Genomic DNA, 21766 nt, shown 5'->3' with positions numbered 1-21766 from the left:
ATGCGCACCACGCTGCGCATGCTCGCGGCGATGGTCGCTTCGCTGATCTTCACGCTCGTGTACGGCACGCTCGCGGCGAAGAGCCGCCGCGCGGGCCAGNTGCTCGTGCCGATTCTCGACATCCTGCAGTCGGTGCCGGTGCTCGGCTATATCTCGTTCACGGTCACGTTCTTTCTCGCGCTNTTTCCTTCGCGCGTGCTGGGGGCCGAGCTCGCGGCGATCTTCGCGATCTTCACGAGCCAGGCCTGGAACATGACCTTCAGCTTCTACCAGTCGCTGCGCACGGTGCCGCGCGATCTGGATGAAGTCTCGCGCGGGTTCCACCTGACCGCATGGCAGCGCTTCTGGAAGCTCGAGGTGCCGTTCTCGATGCCAGGCCTCATCTGGAACATGATGATGTCGATGTCGGGCGGCTGGTTCTTCGTAGTGGCCTCCGAAGCGATCACGGTGGGCAACAACACGATTACGCTGCCCGGCGTTGGCGCGTATCTGGCCCAGGCGATCGCGGAAAAGAACCTGCACGCCGTGGGCTGGGTGATCCTCGCGATGATCGTGGTGATTCTCGCCTACGACCAGTTCCTGTTCCGCCCGCTCGTGGCGTGGGCCGACAAGTTCCGCATGGAAACCACGAGCTCGGGGGAAGCACCTGAGTCGTGGCTGCTCGACCTGATTCGGCGCACCCATCTCATTCATCAACTGCTCGTGCCGCTCGGCTGGCTCTTCGCCAAGGCTGCGCGCATGCCGATCCAGCTGCCGTCGTTTCCGAACGTGACGTTCGCGGCGCCCGTGGCGCGCGGCCGCTCCGGCTGGCGTGCACGCATCGGCGACGCCGTGTGGGCGGTGCTCGTGATCGCGTTGACCGTGTTCGTGGTGTGGCGCGTGGTGGCCTTCGTGCGCACTGGCGTGACGCTCGACGAAGTGTGGCACGTGCTCGGTCTCGGCTTCATCACGCTCCTTCGCGTGCTGCTGCTGATCGCCATCGCTTCGGTGATCTGGGTGCCGCTCGGCGTGCTGATCGGCCTGCGCCCGGCGCTCGCCGAGAAGGTGCAGCCGCTCGCGCAGTTCCTCGCGGCGTTCCCGGCGAACCTGCTGTTCCCGGTGTTCGTTATCGTGATCGTGCGCTTTCACCTGAACCCTGACATCTGGCTGTCGCCGCTGATCGTCCTCGGCACCCAGTGGTATATCCTGTTCAACGTGATTGCAGGGGCCACCGCCTATCCGAACGACTACAAGGAAGCAGCGAAGAACTTCCGTATTCGTGGCTGGCAGTGGTGGCGTCAGGCTATGCTGCCGGGCATTTTCCCGTATTACGTGACCGGCGCCATCACGGCCTCGGGCGGCGCGTGGAACGCGAGTATCGTCGCGGAGTTCGTGCAGTGGGGCGACACGAAAGTCGTCGCGCACGGCCTGGGCGCCTACATCGCGCAAACGACGGCGGCCGGCGACTACCCGAAGATCATTCTCGGCATTGCCGTGATGTCGCTCTTCGTCACGCTGTTCAACCGCCTCCTGTGGCGCCCGCTGTACACGTATGCCGAGTCCCGTCTGCGGCTCGACTGATCGACGACTGATCGAACAACGAATGATCGAAGGTAACGCGATGCAAAATCCCAAGACGCTGAGCGCCGCGCACGGCGATGTGCAGACGGCCCCGAACCCGCCGCGCCTCGGCGAAGAAATTCTGAACGTGAAGGACGTGTGCCGGGGCTTCAACAAGTCCCAGGGCGAGCTGCTCGTGCTCGACGACGCCAACCTCCAGCTGCGAGAAGGCGAGATCGTCGGGCTGCTGGGCCGTTCGGGCTCGGGCAAGTCCACGCTGCTGCGCATCATCGCGGGCCTGATCTCGCCCACGTCGGGCGACGTCACCTGGCGCGGCAAGCCGCTCGAAGGGCCGGCCGAAGGTGTGGCGATGGTGTTCCAGACCTTCGCGCTGTTCCCGTGGCTCACCGTGCTGCAGAACGTGGAAGCTGGGCTTGAAGCCCAGGGTGTGGGCGCACGCGAGCGGCGCGAACGGGCGCTGGCGGCCATCGACCTGATCGGTCTGGACGGCTTCGAAAACGCGTATCCGCGTGAGCTTTCCGGCGGCATGCGCCAACGCGTCGGTTTCGCGCGTGCGCTCGTGGTCGATCCCAATCTCATGCTGATGGACGAGCCGTTCTCGGCGCTCGACGTGCTGACCGCCGAAACGCTGCGTACCGATCTGCTCGACCTGTGGACGCAAGGCCGCTTGCCGATCAAGTCGATTCTGATCGTCACGCACAACATCGAGGAAGCGGTGTTCATGTGCGACCGCATTCTCGTGCTCTCGTCGAATCCGGGCCGCGTGGTGGCCGAGATCAAGGTGCCGTTCAAGCATCCGCGCAACCGTCTCGACCCGGTGTTCCGCAAGCTCGTGGACGACATCTACGCGAAGATGACCGCGCGCCAGACCGACGAAACCACCAAGAAGGGGCTGGAACTCGGCAGCTGGCTGCCGCGCGTGTCGACCAACCTGATGGCCGGTCTGATCGAAACGCTCGCGATGGCGCCGTATCACGGCCGCGCCGACATGCCGGAAATCGCGCGCTCGCTGCATCTGGAAGTGGACGACCTGTTCCCGATCGCCGAAGTGCTGCAGAACCTCGGTTTCGCCGACGTGCGCGAAGGCGATGTGCTCCTCACGCCGCCCGCGCGCGTGTTCGCGGAGTTCGGCACGCAGGAGCGCAAGATGATGTTCGCCGAACATCTGCTGCGCCACGTGCCGCTCGCGGCGCGGATCAAGAAGGTGCTCAACGAGCGCCCGGGCCATCGCGCGCCGCGCGTGCGTTTCGAGCAGGAACTGGAGGACTTTCTCTCCGACGGCGCGGCGGAAGAAACGCTCGACACCGTGATCGACTGGGGCCGTTATGGCGAGATCTTCTCGTATAACGACCAGTCGGAAATCTTCAGTCTCGAAGACGTGGAGTCCTGAGCGGCGCGCGGTTCACCAGGCATAAAAAAACGGTCGCGGGGGTGAGTTCACCCGGCGACCGTTTTTCGTTTGCGGATAAGGCGCGCTATTGCAGCGTGCCCCAGCGCTCCACCGCAGGCTCGGCCGTGGCCCACTTCCAGCCCGACTGGTCCTGACAGGCGCTCGCGGTGAACCACTGCTCGGGCGCGTCGGCTTTCTCGCCGTCCTGCACCGAGAACACGAAGTCCTTGCAGAGCGTGAGGGCGTTGGCGAACGCGCGCGTCACGCGCACCTGGCCGTGGCCGTTCTCAACGGGCAACTCGTGCTTGATGCGCCAGATGTCCATGCCGCCCACGGGCAGGCGCCCGGCCGTCCTGGCGATCAGCGCCTGCTGGTCCGCGTGCATGCTCTTCATGAAGCGGCCGACGGCTTCGTCGGTGGCCGCCTGCACGGCAATGCCCACGCCGATGCCCACGGCAGGATTCGCCGTGACGATGCCGGTGGCCGCCGCCGCAGCGGCGCCGCTCGCCGCGCCGATCGACGAGCAGCCGCTCGCCGCGAGCGCGATGCCCGCGCAGAGCGCGGCCAGCGCGATGAGCTTCACGGGGCGAGCCGTCGACGCATCCGTTGCAACGTGCCGTACGCGCTTCGCGCGCGCGTTCATGCCGTTCATTGCAGCGCACCCCAACGCGCGGTGGCAGGTTCGGCCGAGGCCCACTTCCAGTTGTCGCCGTCGCGGCACACCGAAGCGACGAAGAAGGCGCTCGAGGCGGCCTTGTCCTTCGTGGCCTCGTGATCGACGGAGAACACGATCTCCTTGCAGTCGAGCGCACCGCTGCTGATCGTGCGGCTCACCGTGACGCGGCCGTGCTCGTCGTCCTCGATCGGGAGCGAGTGCGTGATCGACCATGGCGCGACCGCGCCGACTTCGAGCGGGCCCGCCACGCGGGCGATGCTGTTCTGGGTGTTGGTGTGAACGACGCGCTCGGAGTACTGCACGCCGGCCTTCGCCGCGGCCACGGCGCCGAGGCCAATGCCGGTCGCCACGGCGGCGTTGCTCGTGACTTTCGAGGCGACCGCCGCGCCGGCGATACCGGCGCCCGTTTGTGCGCCTTCGGAGTAGAGCGAGCTGCAGGCCGAGCACGCGAGGCTCGCCACCGTGGCGAGCAGCGTGAGCGACATGACGCGTCGCCAGCGAGGATGAGCGCAAGGGAGCGGGGGCCCGCCGGCAATCGTTTCCATGACCGCCGCTGACACCGATGGCGCAACGCGCGCCCGTGCACTTCGTTCTTGCATGATGATTCCCTGCCGCTAGCCGGATGGCGCCGCATTGCGCGGCTATCCAGCATGTTTTGCTTACTTAACGTGCTGCGGATTGTGCAGCACGGAATTGCTTACGGGGATAGGTAAAGTGCAAGAAATTGCAAAAGGGCGTGCACGGCAGGGCGATCTTTGATCGGCCTGCCGTGCCGCTTCCGCCTCGCCGCGCAACGAGCGTGCCGCAATCAGGCGGGGGAAGGGAATCAGGCTTCGTTCGAGTCCGGGTCGGTGGGCGCTTCGCTTTCGCCATCGTCGGCGCCGTAGCTCCCGAGCCGGTTGTAGAGCGTCTTGAGGCTCACGCCGAGCGTGCGCGCCGCGAGACGCTTGTCGCCGCCGCAATACTTGAGGGTGCCGAGAATGATCTGCTTCTGCGCATCGGCGAGCGGTGTGCCGATCCAGACGCTCATGGCGTCGCCCTGGGTCACGGGCTTCTTCACGCGCGGCACCAGCTGCGGATGCGCGATCTCCACGACCTTTTCTGCGAGGATGAACGCGCGGTACACGGCGTTTTTCAGTTCGCGCACGTTGCCGGGCCACGACCAGTTGCGCACGGTTTCGAGCGCGCGCTTGCTGAACGTCTTTTGCGAGCCTTCCTGATCGTTCAGTTCGGTCAGGAAATGCTGCGCGAGCAGTTCGCGGTCGCGCTCACGTTCGCGCAGCGGCGGTGCGCGCAGCGGAAACACCGCGAGCCGGTACATCAGGTCCTCGCGCAGGCAGTTTTCCTTCACGGCCGTCACGGGGTCGCGGTTGGTGGCGGCGATGATGCGCACGTCGCCGCGAATCGCCTCGTTGCCGCCTACCGGAAAGTACTCGCCGGTTTCGAGCGCGCGTAGCAGCTTCACCTGATGCAGCAGCGACATCTCGGTGATTTCGTCGAGGAACAGCGTGCCGCCGCGCGCGTGCTCGAAATGGCCGTCGCGCGCCTGCACGGCGCCCGTGAAGCTGCCTTTTTCGTGACCGAACAACTCGGCCTCGATCAGCTCGTCGGGAATCGCACCGCAGTTGACCGCGATGAACGGACCGTCGCGGCGTTCGCTGTGCGCGTGGATCGTGCGGGCGATCAGCTCCTTGCCCGTGCCCGATTCGCCGACGATGAGCGCCGTAGCCTCGGTCACGGCCACGCGCTCGATCTGCGCATAAAGATCCAGCATGACGGCCGACGAGCCGTACAGCAGACCGTACGACTGCAGTCCCGCGACGCGCGCATCCGCGTCCGCTGCGGTATTTCCGTTGTTTTCGCTGTTGCGTTTGGTGGCGGCGGGCGAGCCCGGCTCGATTGACGCCATAGGGATGTTCGTCCTGCAAAGGTAGTGGGGGGCGTTCACTTCTGCACGCATCGGCATGCTTCTGCGCGCATCGGCGAACAGGCCCTGCGATCCGGGGCTGGCCGTCCAGGACAGGTGCGGAACTTGCCGCTCCGACGGCCGCGAGGTTTGCGTCTTCGAGGTGGCATCTCGTTCTCGCGTAAGCATTTAACCACTGCCGCGCCTGACAGGGCAATGGACCTGTCCAGGCACACCTCGCGCGAGTGTGGCACGCATCGTGCTGCGGAACTTGAAGCGCCCGGCGCCGTCTGCATTGACAGGGGCGGCGCATCGGCCACGCCCCGGGCGATGTCATTCGAGTCAACTCGCGTCTTCCGTCTTTGACGAGGCGTAACTGGGAGAGAGCGACATGTCGAAGAACCGCAGCGGTTTGGTAGGAACCCTGGTGACCGTCGGCGCGCTTGGCGCCATGGCGGGCATGCTGGCCTGGCGTTTCTCGCAGCGTCACCGCATGCAACGGCAAACTTTTTATCGCGACCTGAGCCGCTGGGAAGGCGAAGGTGGCTCGCTTGCCGATACCACGGGCAGCGACGGACTGGGCCCGGAAATGGCCATGGCCGGGGGCGCCTCGGACTCACCGGGACATGGCAGGAAGGGCCGGATGACGAATGGTGTGAACGGCGCGAATGGTTCGGCTGGCATGCCGTGGCCGTTTCCGCATAGCTAGGCGGGCGGGGCGCGGGCCACGCGAGAGCCGTGCCCGCTAGTCTCGAATAAGTCTATAATAGTGATATCAACAACAATCGAGGTTCGGACGGCCCGCGGTTGACGGTATTGTTGCTTGGATGTAGCAAAACCGCGCATATTGAGGGTTTTGCCGTCTTGGGCGTGCGTCCGACCGTTTCGTACTCCACTGCAGCGCAATCACGTGCGTCGCGACTTCCGCGGTGCCGGGCAACGTTGTCCGGCGCGCTTGCGAAGGGCGCGGCGCTCGCGCTTTGGAGCCATTCACCTATCAAGGCTGACGAGACGCGATGCCACATGTATTGATTGTCGATGACGATGCGGAAACCCGCGAGGCGCTGGCGGCCGTGGTGAGCGAAGACGGGCTCACCACCGCGCAGGCAGGCGACCTGCGCGAGGCGCGCATCCAGCTCGTGCGGCAGACGCCGGACGTGGTCTTCACCGACCTGAAGCTGCCCGACGGCAGTGGCACCGACCTTTTCGAGGATCTCGACCCGCGCTCGGGCGTGGAACTCGTGGTCATCACCGGGCACGCGACGGTCGAGACGGCCGTCGATGCGCTCAAGTCCGGCGCGATCGATTACCTGGTCAAGCCGATCAACCTCCAGCGCGTGAAGGCGATCCTGAACCGCCTGCCGCGCGCGGGCGACCTCAAGGCCGAAATCGGCACGCTGCGCGGCGAGTTGCGCCGCATGGGGCGCTTCGGCCTGATGCTCGGCAATTCGCCGACCATGCAGGAGGTCTACGACCAGATCAGCCGGGTCGCGCCTACGCCCGCCTCGGTGATGCTGGTGGGCGAATCGGGCACCGGCAAGGAAGTGGCCGCGCAGACCATCCACCAGCTGAGCCTGCGCCGCAAGCACGAATTCCTCGCGGTGAACTGCGGGGCGATCTCGCCGAATCTGATCGAATCCGAGATGTTCGGTCACGAGCGCGGCTCGTTTACGGGCGCCGACCGGCAGCACAAGGGCTATTTCGAGCGCGCCAACGGCGGCACGCTGTTCCTCGACGAAATCACCGAAATGCCGATCGAGCTGCAGGTGAAGCTGCTGCGCGTGCTCGAGACCGGCATGTTCATGCGCGTGGGCACGACCAAGGAAATCGAGACCGACGTGCGCCTGATCGCGGCGACCAACCGCGACCCGGAGCAGGCCGTCGCCGAAGGCAAGCTGCGTCTGGACCTTTATCACCGCCTGAACGTGTTTCCGATCAGCCTGCCGCCGCTGCGCGAGCGCGGCAAGGACGTCGATCTGCTCGCCCAGGCGTTCCTCGACGAACTGAACGAGCGTCACGGCACGAAAAAGCAGTTTCCCGCGGCGGTGCGCGACATGCTGGCGGCCTACCCGTGGCCCGGCAACGTGCGCGAACTGAAAAACTACGTGCAGCGCGCGCACATCATGTCGGGCAATGACGGCGATTTCACGGCGACGGTGCCGCTGCAGATCTCGCTCTCGAAGCCGATTGCCGGCACGGCGGTGACGATCCCGTTCGGCACCTCGCTCGCCGACGCCGATCGCCAGCTCATTCTCGCGACGCTCGAGCAATGCGGCGGCGTGAAGACGCGGGCGGCGGAAATCCTCGGCATCAGCCTCAAGACGCTCTATAACCGTCTTGTGGAGTACGGCAACGAAAGCGCCGGCAAGGGCGACGCGCCCGCGCGCGTAGCCGGCGTCTGAGCAGCATCCGCGAGCGCGTCTGCATGGCGCGTTCGCGCGGGCGGTACGACGCTTGCAGTGTGAGTTTCGCGTCCATGATGAGGAGCGAAAGATGCCGAGCTGCAAAACCAGTGATGCCGTCCGCGTGAAGCCCTGGCTCGCGCATACCCCGCAGCCCGACGAACCACCGCCGGATCAGCCCGGCGAGCCCGACGTGCCGCCCATCGGCGATCCACCGGCGCAACCGGGTGAAGTGCCGCATACGGCGTATCCATTCGACCCTTCGGTCTCCTCTCGATTTCATCGTTCGCGTGGCGCATTGCCCGCCACGTGAGCTTCTGCTCGCACGGGCCGCCGAAGCCATCAGCTGACGCTGACGGTTTTTATGTACTAGTTACAAAGGCTCCACCATTTTTACCGGCGAATTCACGCGGCGAACCCTAGACTATAAAAAAGCGCCACGGCCGCGTGGCCGCCTTGCCGCTGGAGGCATCGACATGAGACATCCTGCCTTGCGCCGCTCCGCACGTTACACGGGCAAGCGTGGCCCGCGCGATTCGCAAGAGAAAAGCAGTCCGCAACAGTCGGACGCGCCGGACCCCGCAGGCCAGAATCGCGCGGCGCCTGGCGTGCCGCCCGACGGCGAGCACAACCAAGGCGGGGCGCGGGCTGAGGGCATCGAGTACCAGCGCGATCTCGGCTCGGAACAGGACGCCTGATCCGCTTCGAACCGCAGTTCGCCGCGCGCTGTGTGCAGGCCGGTTTCCTGGCCTGACAGATCACCGGGGTATTCCGCACTTGCGTGCTTGCCGCGCGGAATTTGCTCGCGCCGTCGGTTGTGAGAAATGATTTTTGCTCCAGACCCTGCCGAACCGGCACGCGTCTTGCATACGTACCTGAAGCATCGTCTTCGGACCCAACGAAACAGGAGGTAGAGCCGCAATGGGCAGACTGATCGTGGTATCGAATCGCGTTGCGCCGACCCAGGAGGGCCGTCCCGCAGCGGGCGGACTCGCAGTCGGCGTATTGGACGCGCTCAAGGAAACCGGCGGTGTGTGGTTCGGGTGGAGCGGCGAGACCGTCGCAGAGCCGTGCGCACCGGTCATCGAGCAGCAGGGCAGCGTCACCTACGCGACAGTGGGTCTCACCCGGCGTGACTATGACCAGTACTACAAGGGCTTCTCGAATACGACGCTCTGGCCGACGTTCCACTACCGCAACGACCTCGCGCGCTACGAGCGCCAGGAGTACGGCGGCTACCTGCGCGTGAACGTGTCGCTCGCGCGCCAGCTGCAGCCGCTCATCGAGCCCGACGACATCATCTGGGTGCACGACTATCACCTGATTCCGTTCGCGCGCTGCCTGCGCGATCTCGGGGTGAAGAACCCGATCGGCTTCTTCCTGCACATTCCGCTGCCGGTGCCCGAAGTCATGCGCTCGGTGCCGCCGCACGAAGAACTCATGAAGTTCATGTGCCACTACGACGTGGTCGGCTTCCAGACCGGCGCTGATCGCCAGGCGTTTCTCGACTACGTCGAGCGCGGCGGCCATGGCACGGCGAGCGACGACGGCATGGTCCACGCGTGGGACCGCTTCCTGAAGGTCGGGGCGTACCCCATCGGCATCTATCCGGAGGCCATTGCCAAGGCCTCGTCGCAGTTCTCCGACCGCAAGGCCGTGCGCAGCCTGCGCGACGCCATGCGCGGACGCAAGCTGATCATGAGCGTGGACCGGCTCGATTATTCGAAGGGGCTCGCCGAGCGCTTCCAGGCGTTCGAGCGCCTGCTGCAGAACGGGCCGGGCTGGCATGGCCGTGTCTCGCTCCTGCAGATCGCGCCGCCGACGCGCTCCGACGTGCAGACCTACCAGACGATTCGCCGCAATCTCGAAGGCGAGGCGGGCCGCATCAACGGCCGTTTCGCGCAGCTCGACTGGACACCGATCCAGTACCTGAACCGCAAGTACGAGCGCAACCTGCTGATGGCGCTATTCCGCGAGGCGCAGGTGGGTTACGTGGCGCCGCTGCGCGACGGCATGAACCTCGTGGCGAAGGAATACGTGGCTTCGCAGAATCCCGACGATCCCGGCGTACTGGTGCTTTCGCAGTTCGCGGGCGCGGCGGAGCAAATGCCCGGTGCGCTGATCGTGAATCCCTACGACCTGAACCAGACGGCCGAGGCCCTGGAGCGCGCGCTCTCCATGCCGCACGCCGAGCGCGTCTCGCGCTACAACGACATGATGGTGTCGCTGCGCGAGAACAATCTTTCGGTGTGGCGCGATACGTTCCTCGCCGACCTGCGCAGCGTCGCGACGGCGGCTTCGGTCACGGCCAGGGCTCGCAACGCCGCGCCGGCGGGGAAAGCTTCGATGCCGACGCCCGCGCCCGAACAGGCGCAGGGTGCCGCGCGCGCGTAGCGAGGCATCGGTGAGAGGCGAGGCGGCGTGCGTGCCGTCCCTGGCCGTCTAGCGTTCTCTCGACGCAAATGGATCCACGCGGCGGCCTTCGGGCCGCCGCGTTTTTTTGCGTCCGCGTGTTCGGCACGCGGCGATACGCGGCGCGGCGCGCGCTCAGATCCGCTGGCCGCTCGGCGCGGCGAACGGCATCGGCGGCCGGGTCGGATCGAAATCGGCCCAGTGTCCGTCGTGCCATTGGCCCGACGCGCACTCGATATCGGCTGCACCACCGTCGCGCAGCAACTGCGCGGCGAGATCCTGGTTCTCGTAGCAGACGTGCACCGAGAGCAGCACGCCGTCGCTGCGCGTCTCGCGATGCACCCTCTCGTGGTGGGCCGACATTTGCTGCGCAGCGGCTTTCGCCCCCACGCTCGCGCCGATGCGCGCCCCGATCCAGGCGCCCACGCCGGCCGCGATCACGACCGAAGGCAGCGCCGCCGAGAACGCGCTGAAAATCACCACGCCCGCCACGGCGCCCGCCACGGCGCCTGCGGTGATATTGCGGGTGTGATGCGGGTGCACGGCGGCGACCGTGGGCGGCGCGCCCATGGTCGTCCCCTGGACGCCATGGCGCGCATGCTGGCCGCGCGGATTGACGAAGAACAGGTTGACGTCTTCTTCGAGGAAGCCGCCCGCATACAGCTTTTCGGCGGCGGCTTCGGCGGCGGGAAAGGTCGTGAACCGACCAGCAACGATCAGTGACATGGGAAGCCCCCTTTGCCAGATTTGGCAGGTTGACTCGCCGGGCGCGGCCGCGAATGCGGCTCGCCCTGAATCCATGTTAGTGCCTGCGCACGCGCAGGGTTAGGCCGCTCTTAGCCCGGCGTGTGCGCCGCGGTGCCCGGCATCAGGCGCAGCAGGCTCACCACTGCCGCGACGGCGGCGAAGGCCGTCGCCACGTAGAGCGCCGTGGTCGGTCCTTGTTGCGGTGCAACGCCGAAGATCAGCGCCACGAGCGCCGCGCCGAGCGTCTGCCCGGTGAGCCGCGCGGTGCCGAGCATGCCGCTCGCGCCGCCGCTGCGCTCGCGCGGCGCAGAGGAGAGGATCTGCCGGTTGTTGGGCGACTGGAACACGCCGAAGCCCACGCCGCACAAGGCCATGCGCCAGCAAATATCGAACACCGTGGGATGCGCGCCGAGCGCAGCGAGCGAGAGCAGGCCGAGCGCGAAGAGCGCGAGTCCGATGCCGCCAAGCATGCCCGCTGGATAGCGGTCGGAGAGCGCGCCCGAGAGCGGTGCGGCGCCGACGATGACGAGCGGCCAGGGCGTCATGAGGAGACCCGTGTCGACCTGCGAGAAACCGAAGGTCTCCTGCAGCATGAAGGGCAGCGCGACGAACGCGAGCATTTGCGCGCAGAACGAGCAGACCGAGGTGCTGATCGACAGCGCGAACACGGGGTTGGCGAGCAGATCGACGGGCAGGAGCGGCGCGGCCTGCGTGAGCTGGCGGCGCACGAAGAACCAGCCGATCACGATCGCGAGCACGAATTCGAGCGCGACGAGGCGATTGCTCTGGCCGTGGCCGAGGCCGTCGACGGCAAAGATCAGCAGGCCGAACACGATGGCGTTGAGCACGGCGCTCAAGTAGTCGTAGGGCGCGGGATGGCGCTCGTTCACGGGCAGCGCGCGCAGGCCCAGCACGAGCGCGGCGATGCCGATCGGCACGTTGATCGCAAAGAGCCAGGGCCACGTCGCGATGGCGAGCACGCCCGAGGCCAGCGTCGGCCCGATCGCCGACGCGATCGCGACGACCATCGCGTTGATGGCGACGCCGCGACCGAGCTGCGTGCGCGGATAGATCATGCGCACGAGCGCGGTGTTCACGCTCATGATTCCCGCGCCGCCGAAGCCCTGCACCATGCGTGCGAACGCGAGTTCGGGCAGCGTGGTCGCCAGCGCGCAGCCGAGCGACGCGACGGTGAACAGCACCATGCCGGCCAGATACACGCGCTTGTAGCCGATGCGGTCGCCGAGCGAGGCGAGCGGCAAGAGCGAGATGGTCACCGAAAGCTGATACGCGTTGACGATCCAGATCGAGCTTGCCGCGCTCGCATGAAGGTGCCGGGCGATGGTCGGCAACGCGACGTTGGCGATCGCGCCGTCGAGCACGGCGAGCGTGATGCCGAGCGCGACCACGAGGATCGCGTAGTAACGCTGTGGGAAGGGCAGGCCGGTTTCGATGTCGGCAGTGGAAGCGGCGGAGAGTTCGGAAAGCGTGGGCATCGACGGGGGAGCCGGCCGCGCGATGGACGTGCGCCGCCGGCTGGATGTTGTTTTCTGGTGTTCTCTGGCGGCTTATTTCAGTTCATAGAGCCCGACGTAGGTGGTCGAATCCACCTCGTTCAGATGCGTCATGAAGCGCGCCACCGCGTTCGTCGTTTCCGGCGTGACGGGCAGTTGCGCGGCCTTGAGCGCATGCACGCGGAAGATGTAGCGATGGGGTTTGTCGCCGCGCGGGGGCGCCGCGCCGCCGAAGCCGACCGTGCCGTAGTCGTTGCGCACCTGCACAGCGCCCTGCGGGAGCAGGCTGCCGTCGGCCTTGCCGGCGTTGCGGGCGAGCGAGCGCACGTCGGGCGGAATGTTCACCACGACCCAGTGCCAGAAGCCGCTGCCCGTGGGCGCGTCCGGATCGTAGACGGTGAGCGCGAAGCTTTGCGTGTCGGCGGGCGGCTCGTCCCACTGCAGCGCGGGCGAGACGTTGTCGCCGTCGACACCGAAGGCCCGGTCGTCGAACTCCTGCGCCTTCGGCATGAAACCGTTGCTGGGAAAGTCATCGGACCAAAGTCGGAAATCAGCCATCGGGTGTCTCCTTCGCTTGGGATCGTGGGACGGTTGCGCCAGCACGTGGGACGCGTGAAGGTGGGTGCGCAGCCGGTCGATCGAGTTTATCACTGCGGGCTGTTCAAGCAGGGCCAGCTTCGCAGCCTGGCATGCGCGGCGCATCGGCTTGCGCTCACGCTTCGTGTGATGCCTGGCGAGGGCGCGTTATGAACGCGCCTCGAACCAGGCCGACGACTCGTCTTCGAGCCACGCGGCCAGCCGCTCGACGACCGCCTGCGGATCGTGCTGCGCGCCACGCAACGCGCATTCCCAGATCACCGCCACGCGCCAGCCCTGGGCTGCGAGCGCGGCGAGTGCCCTGGCGTCGTTCAGACGGTTGCGCGCGATCTTCTCGCGCCAGAACTCGGGGCGCGTTTGTGGCCACTTGAAGAGCGCGCAGTTGTGGCCGTGCCAGAAGCAGCCGTGCACGAATACCACGGCGCGCCGGCGCGGCAGCACGATGTCGGGCCGGCCGGGCAGCTCGCGCACGTTCAGGCGAAAGCGGAAGCCGCGCCGGTGCAGCAGACTGCGGATCAGCTTTTCGGGCTTCGTGTTGCGTCCGCGTATGCCGGACATCATCCGGCTGCGGGTCGCGGTATCGACGACGTCCACCATCGTCTGTCGCCTCGCTTCGGTTGGCCGCGGCGTGCGCCGGTCAGCGGCCTCCTGCCGTGGCCGTCGCCGCGTTGCGCGTGGCGCGCGACGTGCGTGCCGTGCGCGTGGGGCGTGTTGTGTGCGCAACCGTGGGAACCGTCGTCGCGTCCGCACGCGGTGCTGCGTGCTGTGCGGCCAGCAACGCATCGAGATGCGGCATCATCGTGCGCGCGACTTCGCGCATCACCGGCATCACCACGCTGTTGCCGAACTGGCGGTACGCCTGGGTGTCGCTCACCGGGATGCGGAAGGTGTCGGGCAGGCCCATCAGCCGCGCGCACTCGCGCGGCGTGAGGCGGCGCGGGCGCAATCCTTCGCCTTGATAGACGAGGATCTCCGAGCCGTCCTTGTGATAGCGCGCAGAAAGCGTGCGCGTGACGCTGTCGGGAAACGCGAGGCCGTAGCCGAAGCCGTTGCCGGCCGCGCGGTGCTTTTCGGCGTATTGCTGCAGATAGGCCCAGAGCCCCGGCGTGAGCGTGTACTTCGGCTGCACGCGGCGCGCGCCGTGATCGAAGAAGCGCTCGCCGTCCCACGCCAGCAGCGGCTCGCAGCCGTCGGTGCGGTGCAGGATCGAGGCGAGCCGCGGGCCTGCTTCCGGCAGTGCGAGCGCGTCCCATGAGAACGCCGCCGGCTCGCGAAAACCGACGATGATGATGCGTTCGCGATGCTGCGGCGTGAAATGGCTTCCATCGATCACGCGGTAGTGCACGTCATAGCCGAGCTCGTCGCGCAGCACCTGGAGGATCACGTCGAACGTGCGGCCGCGGTCGTGCGAGACCAGGTTCTTCACGTTTTCGAGCAGGAAGGCGGCGGGCCGCTTCTCGGCGATGATGCGCGCGACGTCGAAGAACAGCGTGCCCTGCGTGGTGCAGGCAAAGCCGTGCGGACGGCCAAGCGCGTTCTTCTTGCTCACGCCCGCGATCGAGAACGGCTGGCACGGAAAGCCCGCGAGCAGGACGTCGTGATCGGGCACGTCGGCGGCCTCCACGGCTGTAATGTCGCCGATGAACGGATGATCCTCGCCGTAGTTTTCCAGATAGGTCTTGCGCGAGAACGGGTTCCACTCGCTCGTGAAGACGCACTCGCCGCCGTGTGCCTCGAACCCCTTGCGGATGCCGCCGATGCCCGCGAACAGGTCGATGAAGCGAAAGCGCGCCGCGCCGCCATTGGCGTGAGCGCCGCCTTGCAGCAGCTCACGCAGTGCGGCTTCGAGCATCGCGGGGCAGGGCGTTTCGCCTTTTTCCCAACGCCGCACGGTCTTCACGTCGCGGCCGACGTGTGTGGCGATCTGCTGTTGCGTGAAACGCTTGCGTGCCTGCTGGAGCAGGTCTCTCGGTTCGGCCGTAAGCACGGATGTCCTCGTTAGGGTATTTTTGCGGACATTATGACCGATGGTCGACCCGCGGCACCAGGAATTCCCGATGTGCGTGCGCGAACGTGCGCCGCGCAGACGAATGCCTGCACGCGCGAGCGTCGAATTCAGGGAGAAGTCAGGAGTGTTGCGGGCTGGCGTTTGCCTGCTTCGCCAGGGCTGCTGAGGCCGAGGCGACGTTCAACTCGTGCAGATCGAGGATGAGCAGCAAGCTGTCGATTTCGCGCAGCTGGCCTTTGTTCACGTGACCGGTGTCGAGCAGACGGTGCAGGCGCTGGCGCCAGTAGAGCGCGGGGAGAATCGGACCGCCGAAGTCGCCGGCGAGCGACAGCGGCATCACGCGACGAATGTGCGCGATATCCTGATCGATGAGGGTCGACATCATATGACCGGCGGGAAGGGGACGCGTGGAGTCCATGAAGGCCTTTACGGCACTATTTTTCCCTTCTTTAGGGGAAAATAACTCAGTATTTACCCCTAATTAGCCGGTCAGATTCAATTTATTCGGCAGCCGGCGGCGTCGCGCCTTCCACCTGGGCCGCGCTTTCGAAGAAACGCCGCGTCGCTTCGAACGAGTTCAGCATCTGCTCGGGCCAGGGCGTCTGCAGCATCACGGCCTGGTGGTTCTCGAACGCCGCGCCCAGTTGGCGGGCGAGTTCGGGCGAATTGAGGTGGCGCAGCAGCACGCTCACGGCGATGGCGGTGGCCTGACTGGCTCCTGCCGTCTGGAGTTCGGAGGCGGTGAGCGCGGCGAGTTGCTTGTTGATGTCCATGGAAAACCTGCTCGGCAAAGAAGGTGCGCGAGTGCGCGAAAGAGACGGGACGGGGATTGGCGAACCGGTTGCGGACTTCGCGGCGTGGCCTTTGCGGCCCGAGCGGCTGGTCCCCCTGGCAGGAATCGAACCTGCATCTAGCGCTTAGGAGGCACTTGTTCTATCCATTGAACTACAGGGAGCGCGAGGTCGAGCATGGCTCCGTTCGATCGCCATGTTTCCCAAGTGACCCGTCATGGCGCGGAGCGGCGCGCGAAGCGGTTCGGCCTTGCGGGTCCGAACTATATCGCGGCGCAGGGCCAAGAGTATAGCAAACGTGTTCGGGCGCGAAAATGACGCCCCGTTAGCTCCGGCGGAGTCGTCGTAATCAGAACTCGACGACGGCGAATTCCGCCTTGCCCACGTCGCACAGCGGGCAGCGCCAGTCGTCGGAAATCTCCGCAAAGCGCGTGCCGGCGGCGATGCCTTCGTCGGGCAGACCCTCTTCCTCGTTGTAGATCCAGCCGCAGATCAGGCAGACCCAGCTCTTGTACTCGATTACTTCGCTCACAGCGTGTCCTTCGTCTAGTCGATTCGATGCGCGGCCCGTCATGCGGCCCTTTATCTGGAAGGCCGGGCGGCGCGGGCGACCCGCGATGTTACCGGAAAACGGCTCGCGTGCCGCCGCGCTAACGGGAAGCTAAACGCGGAGGCCCGACCTGCGCGGCCCGACCTGCGCGGCCCGACCTGCGCGGCCCGACCTGCGCGGCCCGACCTGCGCGGCCCGGTACAATGCCCCCTTCAGGTCCACCGCACGCATCGCTTTCCATCCATGTCGCTTTACACCATCACAGGCGCGCAACTGGCGTTCGGCCACGTCGCGCTGCTCGACCACGCGGATTTTTCGCTCGAAGCCGGCGAGCGCGTCGGGCTGATTGGCCGCAACGGCGCGGGCAAGTCGTCGCTGCTCACGATCGTCGCCGATCTCGCGAAGCCCGATGACGGCCTCGTCACGCGCCAGCAGAGTCTTTCGACCGTCTACGTGCCGCAGGAGCCCGACTTCGACGCCGACGCCACGGTGTTCGACACCGTCGCCTCGGGCCTCGCCGACGTGCGCGCGCTGCTCGACGAATACGACTCGGTCGCGCACCAGCTCGCGGACACGCCCGAAGGCGCCGAACACGACACGCTGCTCGCGCGCATGAACACGCTGCAATCGTCGCTCGATCATGCCGACGCCTGGAGCTGGCGCACGCGCGTGGCCACGACGCTCGCGCAGATCGGCCTCGAAGGCGACGCCCGCGTGGGCGCGCTCTCGGGCGGTATGCAAAAACGCGTGGCGCTCGCTCGCGCGCTCGTCGTCCAGCCCGATATCCTGCTGCTCGACGAACCGACCAACCACCTCGACTTCGACGGCATCCGCTGGCTCGAGGAACTGCTCGTGGCGCAGCGTTCGAGCCTGCTCTTCATCACCCACGACCGCGCGTTTCTCGACCGCGTGGCCACGCGCATCGTCGAACTCGATCGCGGCAAGCTGCTCTCGTATCCGGGCAACTTCTCGCAGTACCAGGAGCGCAAGGCACAGCAGCTCGAAGTCGAGCGCGTGGAGAACGAGAAGTTCGACAAGATGCTCGCGCAGGAAGAAGTGTGGATCCGCAAGGGCGTGGAAGCGCGGCGCACGCGCAGCGTGGGGCGCATCGCGCGCCTCGTGCAGATGCGCAACGAGCACGCCGAGCGCCGCAACGTGCAGGGCAACGTGAAGCTCGACGTCGCGCAGGGCGAGAAGTCCGGCAAGATCGTCGCCGAACTCACGGACGTGACCAAGCGCTATGGCGGCCGCACGATCGTCGATACCTTCTCGTCGACGGTCATGCGCGGCGACAAGATCGGCTTCGTCGGTCCGAACGGCGCGGGCAAGACCACGCTGCTGAAGCTGATTCTCGGCGAGTTGAAGCCCGACGAAGGCACGGTGCGCGTGGGCACGAACCTGCAGGTCGCGTACTTCGACCAGATGCGCGCGCAGCTCGACATGGAAAAGAGCCTCGCCGATACCATCAGCCCCGGCAGCGACTGGGTCGAGATCAACGGCGCGAAGAAGCACGTGATGAGCTATCTCGGCGACTTCCTGTTCGCGCCCGAACGAGCGCGCTCACCCGTGAAGTCGCTTTCGGGCGGCGAGCGCAATCGCCTGCTGCTCGCGCGTTTGTTCGCGCGGCCCGCGAACGTGCTCGTGCTCGACGAACCGACCAACGACCTCGACATCCCGACGCTCGAACTGCTCGAAGAGTTGCTCACCGACTACGACGGCACCGTGCTGCTCGTCTCCCACGACCGCGCGTTCCTCGACAACGTGGTGACGTCGGTGATCGCGTCCGAGGGTGAAGGGCGCTGGCACGAGTACGTGGGCGGCTTCTCGGACTGGCAGACGCAGAGCGCCCGCGCGCAGGAGATTGCCGAGGCGCGCGCGCCGAAGGAAGCGGCGCCCGCGGCTGCCGCGCCCAAGGATAGCGCGGCCGGACGCAATGCCCAGCGCAGCGTGAAGCTTTCGTTCAAGGAACAGCGCGAGCTGGAGGAACTGCCCAAGCGTATCGAGGCGCTGGAGACCGAGCAGAAGACGATCGGCGCGAAGATCGAAGATGGGTCGATCTTCGCGAAGGACGCGCAGGAAGGCACGCGCCTGACTGAACGCTATGCGGCGATCGACGAGGAATTGCTCGTTGCGCTGGAGCGGTGGGAGGAGCTGGAGAGCAAGCGCAAGTGATGCGAGAGAAAGCGGCCTGATGAAGGCCGCTTTTTTATCTCGCCTTCAGGCTCAAGAGTTGCCGTTCCAGGTCGGGCAAGTCATGCTGAATCGTGCGCCAGACCACCTCGGTATTGTTGGCGAAGTAACCGTGCGAGATGCGATTGCGCGTACCGTACATTTCCTGCCATGGAATTTCCGGATGCGAGTCGATGAAGCCGGGATCGTCCAGCATGATGTTTCGCGCCGCCTCACCGACGATTTCAAGGTTCCGCACGACGGCGTCAATGATCATCGGTGTGGCTTGAAACGATTCCAGTGAGACAGATGCGGTGTATTCGCGGACGCGCTCGATGGCCGTGAGGATGTGCTCGATGTAGTCGGATGTGCGTAGATCGTCCTTTTTCATACGGGCACGGCTTCCGCCATGGCGAGCAGCCGTATGCGCTCGGGCAGATCCTTCGGCGTGCGCACGTCGACCGGCACACCGAGCAGCGCCTCTAGCTGCGACTGAATGCGCGCAAGATCGAACAGCGAAGTCTGCGGCGTCGGATCGACGAGCAGATCGAGATCGCTGTCTTCGTCGTCCTCCTCGCGCGCCGACGAGCCGAACACGCGCGCATTCGTCGCGTGATGGCTCGCGACGATCGCGCGGATCTCGGCGCGGTGCGCGCGCAGCGCTTCGGATGGCCTCATGGCAGCTCCACACTCCCAAACAGGGCAACAGGCCCGATGAAATCGCGACGGCACTGCCCGTGCCATCCGCGGCTCATTCTACGCGACTCCCGCCCCCGTCCGCCCCTGGGCCGAACGGCCAACCCCCAAGCAAATTGCCGTGCGGGCCCAAATCAGTACAATACCTCGCGAATTCGAACAACTGCGCGAACCACCGCGCCGCCGCGAGCGCACCTGCCACCGCGGCGCGCAGCCGGTTCACCCCGTTGTTTCGTATCGGTTTTTTTGAACGCTCAACGCGTTTTCCCCGCAGATGTCCACAGGACCTGTGGACAAGCGCGCGGACAACCCCCTGTGGATCACCATGTCAACGAAGAAGTCCAACGCTGGAAACACTGGCTATAGCGAAGCGTCGATCAAGGTGCTCAAGGGCCTCGAGCCCGTCCGGCAGCGGCCGGGCATGTATACGCGCACCGAGAATCCGCTGCACATCATCCAGGAAGTCATCGACAACGCCTCGGACGAAGCGCTCGGCGGCTACGGCCAGCGCATCACCGTGACGCTGCACGCCGACCATTCCGTCTCCGTCGAGGACGACGGCCGCGGCATTCCGTTCGGCCTGCACCCCGACGAGAAGGTGCCCGTCGTCGAAATCGTCTTCACGCGCCTGCACGCGGGCGGCAAGTTCGACAAGGCCGCCGGCGGCGCCTATACCTTCTCGGGCGGCCTGCACGGCGTGGGCGTCTCGGTCACCAACGCGCTTTCCACGCGCCTCGACGTGACCGTCTGGCGCGACGGCAAGGTCGCCGAAATCGGCTTCTCGGACGGCAACGTCACGAGGCAGCTCACCACGCGCAACGTCGCGCGCGACGATAAGAAAACCGGCACGCGCGTGACCGCGTGGGCCGATCCCAAGTATTTCGATTCGCCCAACCTGCCGCTCGGCGAACTGCAGCGTCTGTTGCGCTCGAAGGCCGTGCTGCTGCCGGGCGTCGAGGTCACGCTCGTGATCGAGAAGACCGGCGAGCGCCAGAGCTGGAAGTACGAAGACGGCCTGCGCGGCTATCTGCTCGAAGGCATGGGCGGCGCCGACCTGCTGATTCCGCTGTTCGAAGGCGAGCGCTACGCCGACGCGCGCACCACCGACGACACCTTCGCCGAAGGCGAGGGCGCCGCGTGGGTCGTGGCGTGGAGCGAGGAAGGCTCGCTCACGCGCGAGTCGTACGTGAACCTGATTCCGACGCCTGCGGGCGGCACCCACGAAAGCGGCCTGCGCGACGGTCTGTTCCAGGCCGTGAAGAGCTTCGTCGAGCTGCACAATCTTCAGCCGAAAGGCGTGAAGCTGCTGCCCGAAGACGTCTTCGCGCGCGTCTCCTTCGTGCTCTCGGCCAAGGTGCTCGACCCGCAGTTCCAGGGGCAGATCAAGGAGCGCCTGAACAGCCGCGACGCCGTGAAGCTCGTTTCGTCGTTCTCGCGTCCGGCTTTGGAGCTGTGGCTCAACCAGCACGTCGAGCACGGCAAGAAGCTCGCCGATCTCGTCATCAAGCAGGCGCAGGCGCGCACGCGCGCGGGCCAGAAGGTCGAGAAGCGCAAGAGCTCGGGCGTGGCCGTGCTGCCCGGCAAGCTCACCGACTGCGAATCGACCGACATCGCGCGCAACGAACTCTTCCTGGTGGAGGGCGACTCGGCTGGCGGCTCCGCGAAGATGGGGCGCGACAAGGAGTACCAGGCCATCCTGCCGCTGCGCGGCAAGGTGCTCAACACCTGGGAGACCGAGCGCGACCGGCTCTTCGCGAACAACGAAGTGCACGATATTTCGGTGGCGATCGGCGTCGATCCGCACAGCCCCGACGAGACCGTCGATCTTTCGAATCTGCGCTACGGCAAGATCTGCATTCTTTCCGACGCCGACGTCGATGGCTCGCACATCCAGGTGCTACTGCTCACGCTCTTCTTCAAGCATTTCCCGCAGCTCATCGAGCGCGGTCACGTGTGCGTGGCGCGCCCGCCGCTGTTCCGCGTGGACGCGCCCGCGCGCGGCAAGAAGCCCGCGCAGAAGCTCTACGCGCTGGATGAAGGCGAGCTCGAAGCGATCCTCGACAAGCTGCGCAAGGACGGCGTGCGCGAAACGCAATGGAGCATCAGTCGCTTCAAGGGCCTCGGCGAAATGAGCGCCGAGCAGCTTTGGGACACGACGATGAATCCGGACACGCGCCGCCTCTCGCCCATCGTGCTCGGCGATCTCGACTACGAGGCCACGGTCGCGCGCATGACGATGCTCATGGGCAAGGGCGAAGCGGCTTCGCGCCGTTCGTGGCTCGAAGAGAAGGGCAACGAAGTCGAAGCGGATATCTGATACGCGCAGGCGCACACACGATTACGGACTG

The 21766-nt window shown here is 66.1% G+C and carries 22 protein-coding genes and 1 tRNA gene; 9 read left to right on the top strand and 14 right to left on the bottom strand.

All coding sequences use genetic code 11. The annotated features are described in order from the left end of the window. Window positions 1–1560: ABC transporter permease (locus tag A3CW_RS0123715; protein WP_028205790.1), on the top strand; the 1560-nt coding region annotated here is incomplete at its 5' end. 40 nt (window positions 1561–1600) lie between these two features. Continuing rightward, window positions 1601–2950 carry an ABC transporter ATP-binding protein gene (locus tag A3CW_RS0123710; RefSeq protein WP_028205789.1) on the top strand — a complete coding sequence of 450 codons (1350 nt, stop codon included), beginning with the start codon at window positions 1601–1603 and terminating at the stop codon, window positions 2948–2950. Between the two features lie 85 nt (window positions 2951–3035). Here the strand turns inward: A3CW_RS0123710 and A3CW_RS0123705 are convergent, their stop codons facing one another. From A3CW_RS0123705 to A3CW_RS0123695, 3 genes are all read right to left on the bottom strand, one after another. Continuing rightward, window positions 3036–3593, bottom strand: a complete 558-nt coding sequence (locus tag A3CW_RS0123705) for a hypothetical protein (protein ID WP_051481663.1) — start codon at window positions 3591–3593, stop codon at window positions 3036–3038. A 5-nt stretch (window positions 3594–3598) separates the two neighbouring features. Beyond that, window positions 3599–4111: a hypothetical protein gene (locus A3CW_RS0123700; RefSeq protein WP_028205787.1), complete on the bottom strand. Its 513-nt coding sequence runs from the start codon at window positions 4109–4111 to the stop codon at window positions 3599–3601. A 341-nt stretch (window positions 4112–4452) separates the two neighbouring features. Continuing rightward, on the bottom strand, window positions 4453–5535 hold the full coding sequence (locus tag A3CW_RS0123695; protein WP_028205786.1) for a sigma-54 interaction domain-containing protein: 1083 nt from the start codon (window positions 5533–5535) through the stop codon (window positions 4453–4455). Window positions 5536–5923: 388 nt separating this feature from the next. Here A3CW_RS0123695 and A3CW_RS47350 point away from each other — a divergent pair, with 388 nt between their 5' ends. The 5 genes from A3CW_RS47350 to otsA all read left to right on the top strand — a co-directional run bounded on the left by A3CW_RS47350 (window position 5924) and on the right by otsA (window position 10328). Next, complete coding sequence (locus A3CW_RS47350; protein ID WP_035513711.1) at window positions 5924–6241, top strand: hypothetical protein; 318 nt, start codon at window positions 5924–5926, stop codon at window positions 6239–6241. A 307-nt stretch (window positions 6242–6548) separates the two neighbouring features. Beyond that, complete coding sequence (locus A3CW_RS0123685; RefSeq protein ID WP_028205785.1) at window positions 6549–7934, top strand: sigma-54-dependent transcriptional regulator; 1386 nt, start codon at window positions 6549–6551, stop codon at window positions 7932–7934. A 91-nt stretch (window positions 7935–8025) separates the two neighbouring features. Continuing rightward, window positions 8026–8247, top strand: a complete 222-nt coding sequence (locus A3CW_RS53385; protein ID WP_035513709.1) for a hypothetical protein — start codon at window positions 8026–8028, stop codon at window positions 8245–8247. 163 nt (window positions 8248–8410) lie between these two features. After that, complete coding sequence (locus A3CW_RS0123675) at window positions 8411–8632, top strand: hypothetical protein (RefSeq protein ID WP_028205784.1); 222 nt, start codon at window positions 8411–8413, stop codon at window positions 8630–8632. A gap of 223 nt (window positions 8633–8855) precedes the next feature. Further along, the gene (gene otsA / locus A3CW_RS47340; RefSeq protein ID WP_081771777.1) at window positions 8856–10328 is read left to right on the top strand and encodes an alpha,alpha-trehalose-phosphate synthase (UDP-forming); all 1473 of its coding nucleotides are present in this window, start codon (window positions 8856–8858) and stop codon (window positions 10326–10328) included. A gap of 153 nt (window positions 10329–10481) precedes the next feature. On the opposite strand, the gene A3CW_RS0123665 is transcribed toward otsA, so the two are convergent. The 9 genes from A3CW_RS0123665 to A3CW_RS0123625 form a co-directional block, all read right to left on the bottom strand. Next, on the bottom strand, window positions 10482–11072 hold the full coding sequence (locus A3CW_RS0123665; protein ID WP_028205783.1) for a hypothetical protein: 591 nt from the start codon (window positions 11070–11072) through the stop codon (window positions 10482–10484). Window positions 11073–11182: 110 nt separating this feature from the next. Beyond that, window positions 11183–12589, bottom strand: coding sequence for an MFS transporter (locus A3CW_RS0123660; protein WP_051481661.1), 1407 nt, complete (start codon window positions 12587–12589; stop codon window positions 11183–11185). A 72-nt stretch (window positions 12590–12661) separates the two neighbouring features. Beyond that, the gene (locus A3CW_RS0123655; protein ID WP_028205781.1) at window positions 12662–13165 is read right to left on the bottom strand and encodes a YbhB/YbcL family Raf kinase inhibitor-like protein; all 504 of its coding nucleotides are present in this window, start codon (window positions 13163–13165) and stop codon (window positions 12662–12664) included. Between the two features lie 186 nt (window positions 13166–13351). Beyond that, window positions 13352–13801, bottom strand: a complete 450-nt coding sequence (locus A3CW_RS0123650) for a very short patch repair endonuclease (RefSeq protein ID WP_028205780.1) — start codon at window positions 13799–13801, stop codon at window positions 13352–13354. A 40-nt stretch (window positions 13802–13841) separates the two neighbouring features. Further along, on the bottom strand, window positions 13842–15191 hold the full coding sequence (gene dcm / locus A3CW_RS47335) for a DNA (cytosine-5-)-methyltransferase (protein WP_081771776.1): 1350 nt from the start codon (window positions 15189–15191) through the stop codon (window positions 13842–13844). A 139-nt stretch (window positions 15192–15330) separates the two neighbouring features. Further along, entirely contained in the window at window positions 15331–15594 is a 264-nt protein-coding gene (locus tag A3CW_RS47330) for a hypothetical protein (protein WP_051481667.1), read from the bottom strand. Between the two features lie 118 nt (window positions 15595–15712). After that, on the bottom strand, window positions 15713–15985 hold the full coding sequence (locus A3CW_RS0123635; protein WP_028205779.1) for a hypothetical protein: 273 nt from the start codon (window positions 15983–15985) through the stop codon (window positions 15713–15715). A gap of 107 nt (window positions 15986–16092) precedes the next feature. Beyond that, window positions 16093–16167, bottom strand: a tRNA-Arg gene (locus A3CW_RS0123630). A gap of 185 nt (window positions 16168–16352) precedes the next feature. Further along, the gene (locus A3CW_RS0123625; protein ID WP_081771775.1) at window positions 16353–16577 is read right to left on the bottom strand and encodes a rubredoxin; all 225 of its coding nucleotides are present in this window, start codon (window positions 16575–16577) and stop codon (window positions 16353–16355) included. Window positions 16578–16796: 219 nt separating this feature from the next. Between A3CW_RS0123625 and A3CW_RS0123620 the strand changes: the two genes are divergently transcribed. Beyond that, on the top strand, window positions 16797–18725 hold the full coding sequence (locus A3CW_RS0123620) for an ATP-binding cassette domain-containing protein (protein ID WP_028205777.1): 1929 nt from the start codon (window positions 16797–16799) through the stop codon (window positions 18723–18725). Between the two features lie 34 nt (window positions 18726–18759). Here the strand turns inward: A3CW_RS0123620 and A3CW_RS0123615 are convergent, their stop codons facing one another. Beyond that, the gene (locus A3CW_RS0123615) at window positions 18760–19113 is read right to left on the bottom strand and encodes a HepT-like ribonuclease domain-containing protein (protein WP_028205776.1); all 354 of its coding nucleotides are present in this window, start codon (window positions 19111–19113) and stop codon (window positions 18760–18762) included. Continuing rightward, the gene (locus tag A3CW_RS0123610; RefSeq protein WP_028205775.1) at window positions 19110–19400 is read right to left on the bottom strand and encodes a nucleotidyltransferase family protein; all 291 of its coding nucleotides are present in this window, start codon (window positions 19398–19400) and stop codon (window positions 19110–19112) included. Before A3CW_RS0123610 ends, A3CW_RS0123615 begins: the two co-directional genes overlap by 4 nt. A 343-nt stretch (window positions 19401–19743) precedes the next feature. Here A3CW_RS0123610 and A3CW_RS0123605 point away from each other — a divergent pair, with 343 nt between their 5' ends. Next, complete coding sequence (locus A3CW_RS0123605) at window positions 19744–21735, top strand: DNA topoisomerase IV subunit B (protein ID WP_028205774.1); 1992 nt, start codon at window positions 19744–19746, stop codon at window positions 21733–21735. Window positions 21736–21766 lie beyond the last annotated feature (31 nt).

Origin of the sequence: Paraburkholderia nodosa DSM 21604 (assembly GCF_000519185.1) — a bacterium.
GTDB lineage: Bacteria > Pseudomonadota > Gammaproteobacteria > Burkholderiales > Burkholderiaceae > Paraburkholderia > Paraburkholderia nodosa.
The sequence above is the reverse complement of the archived record's forward strand: the minus strand, read 5'-3'. Positions and strand labels throughout refer to the sequence as shown.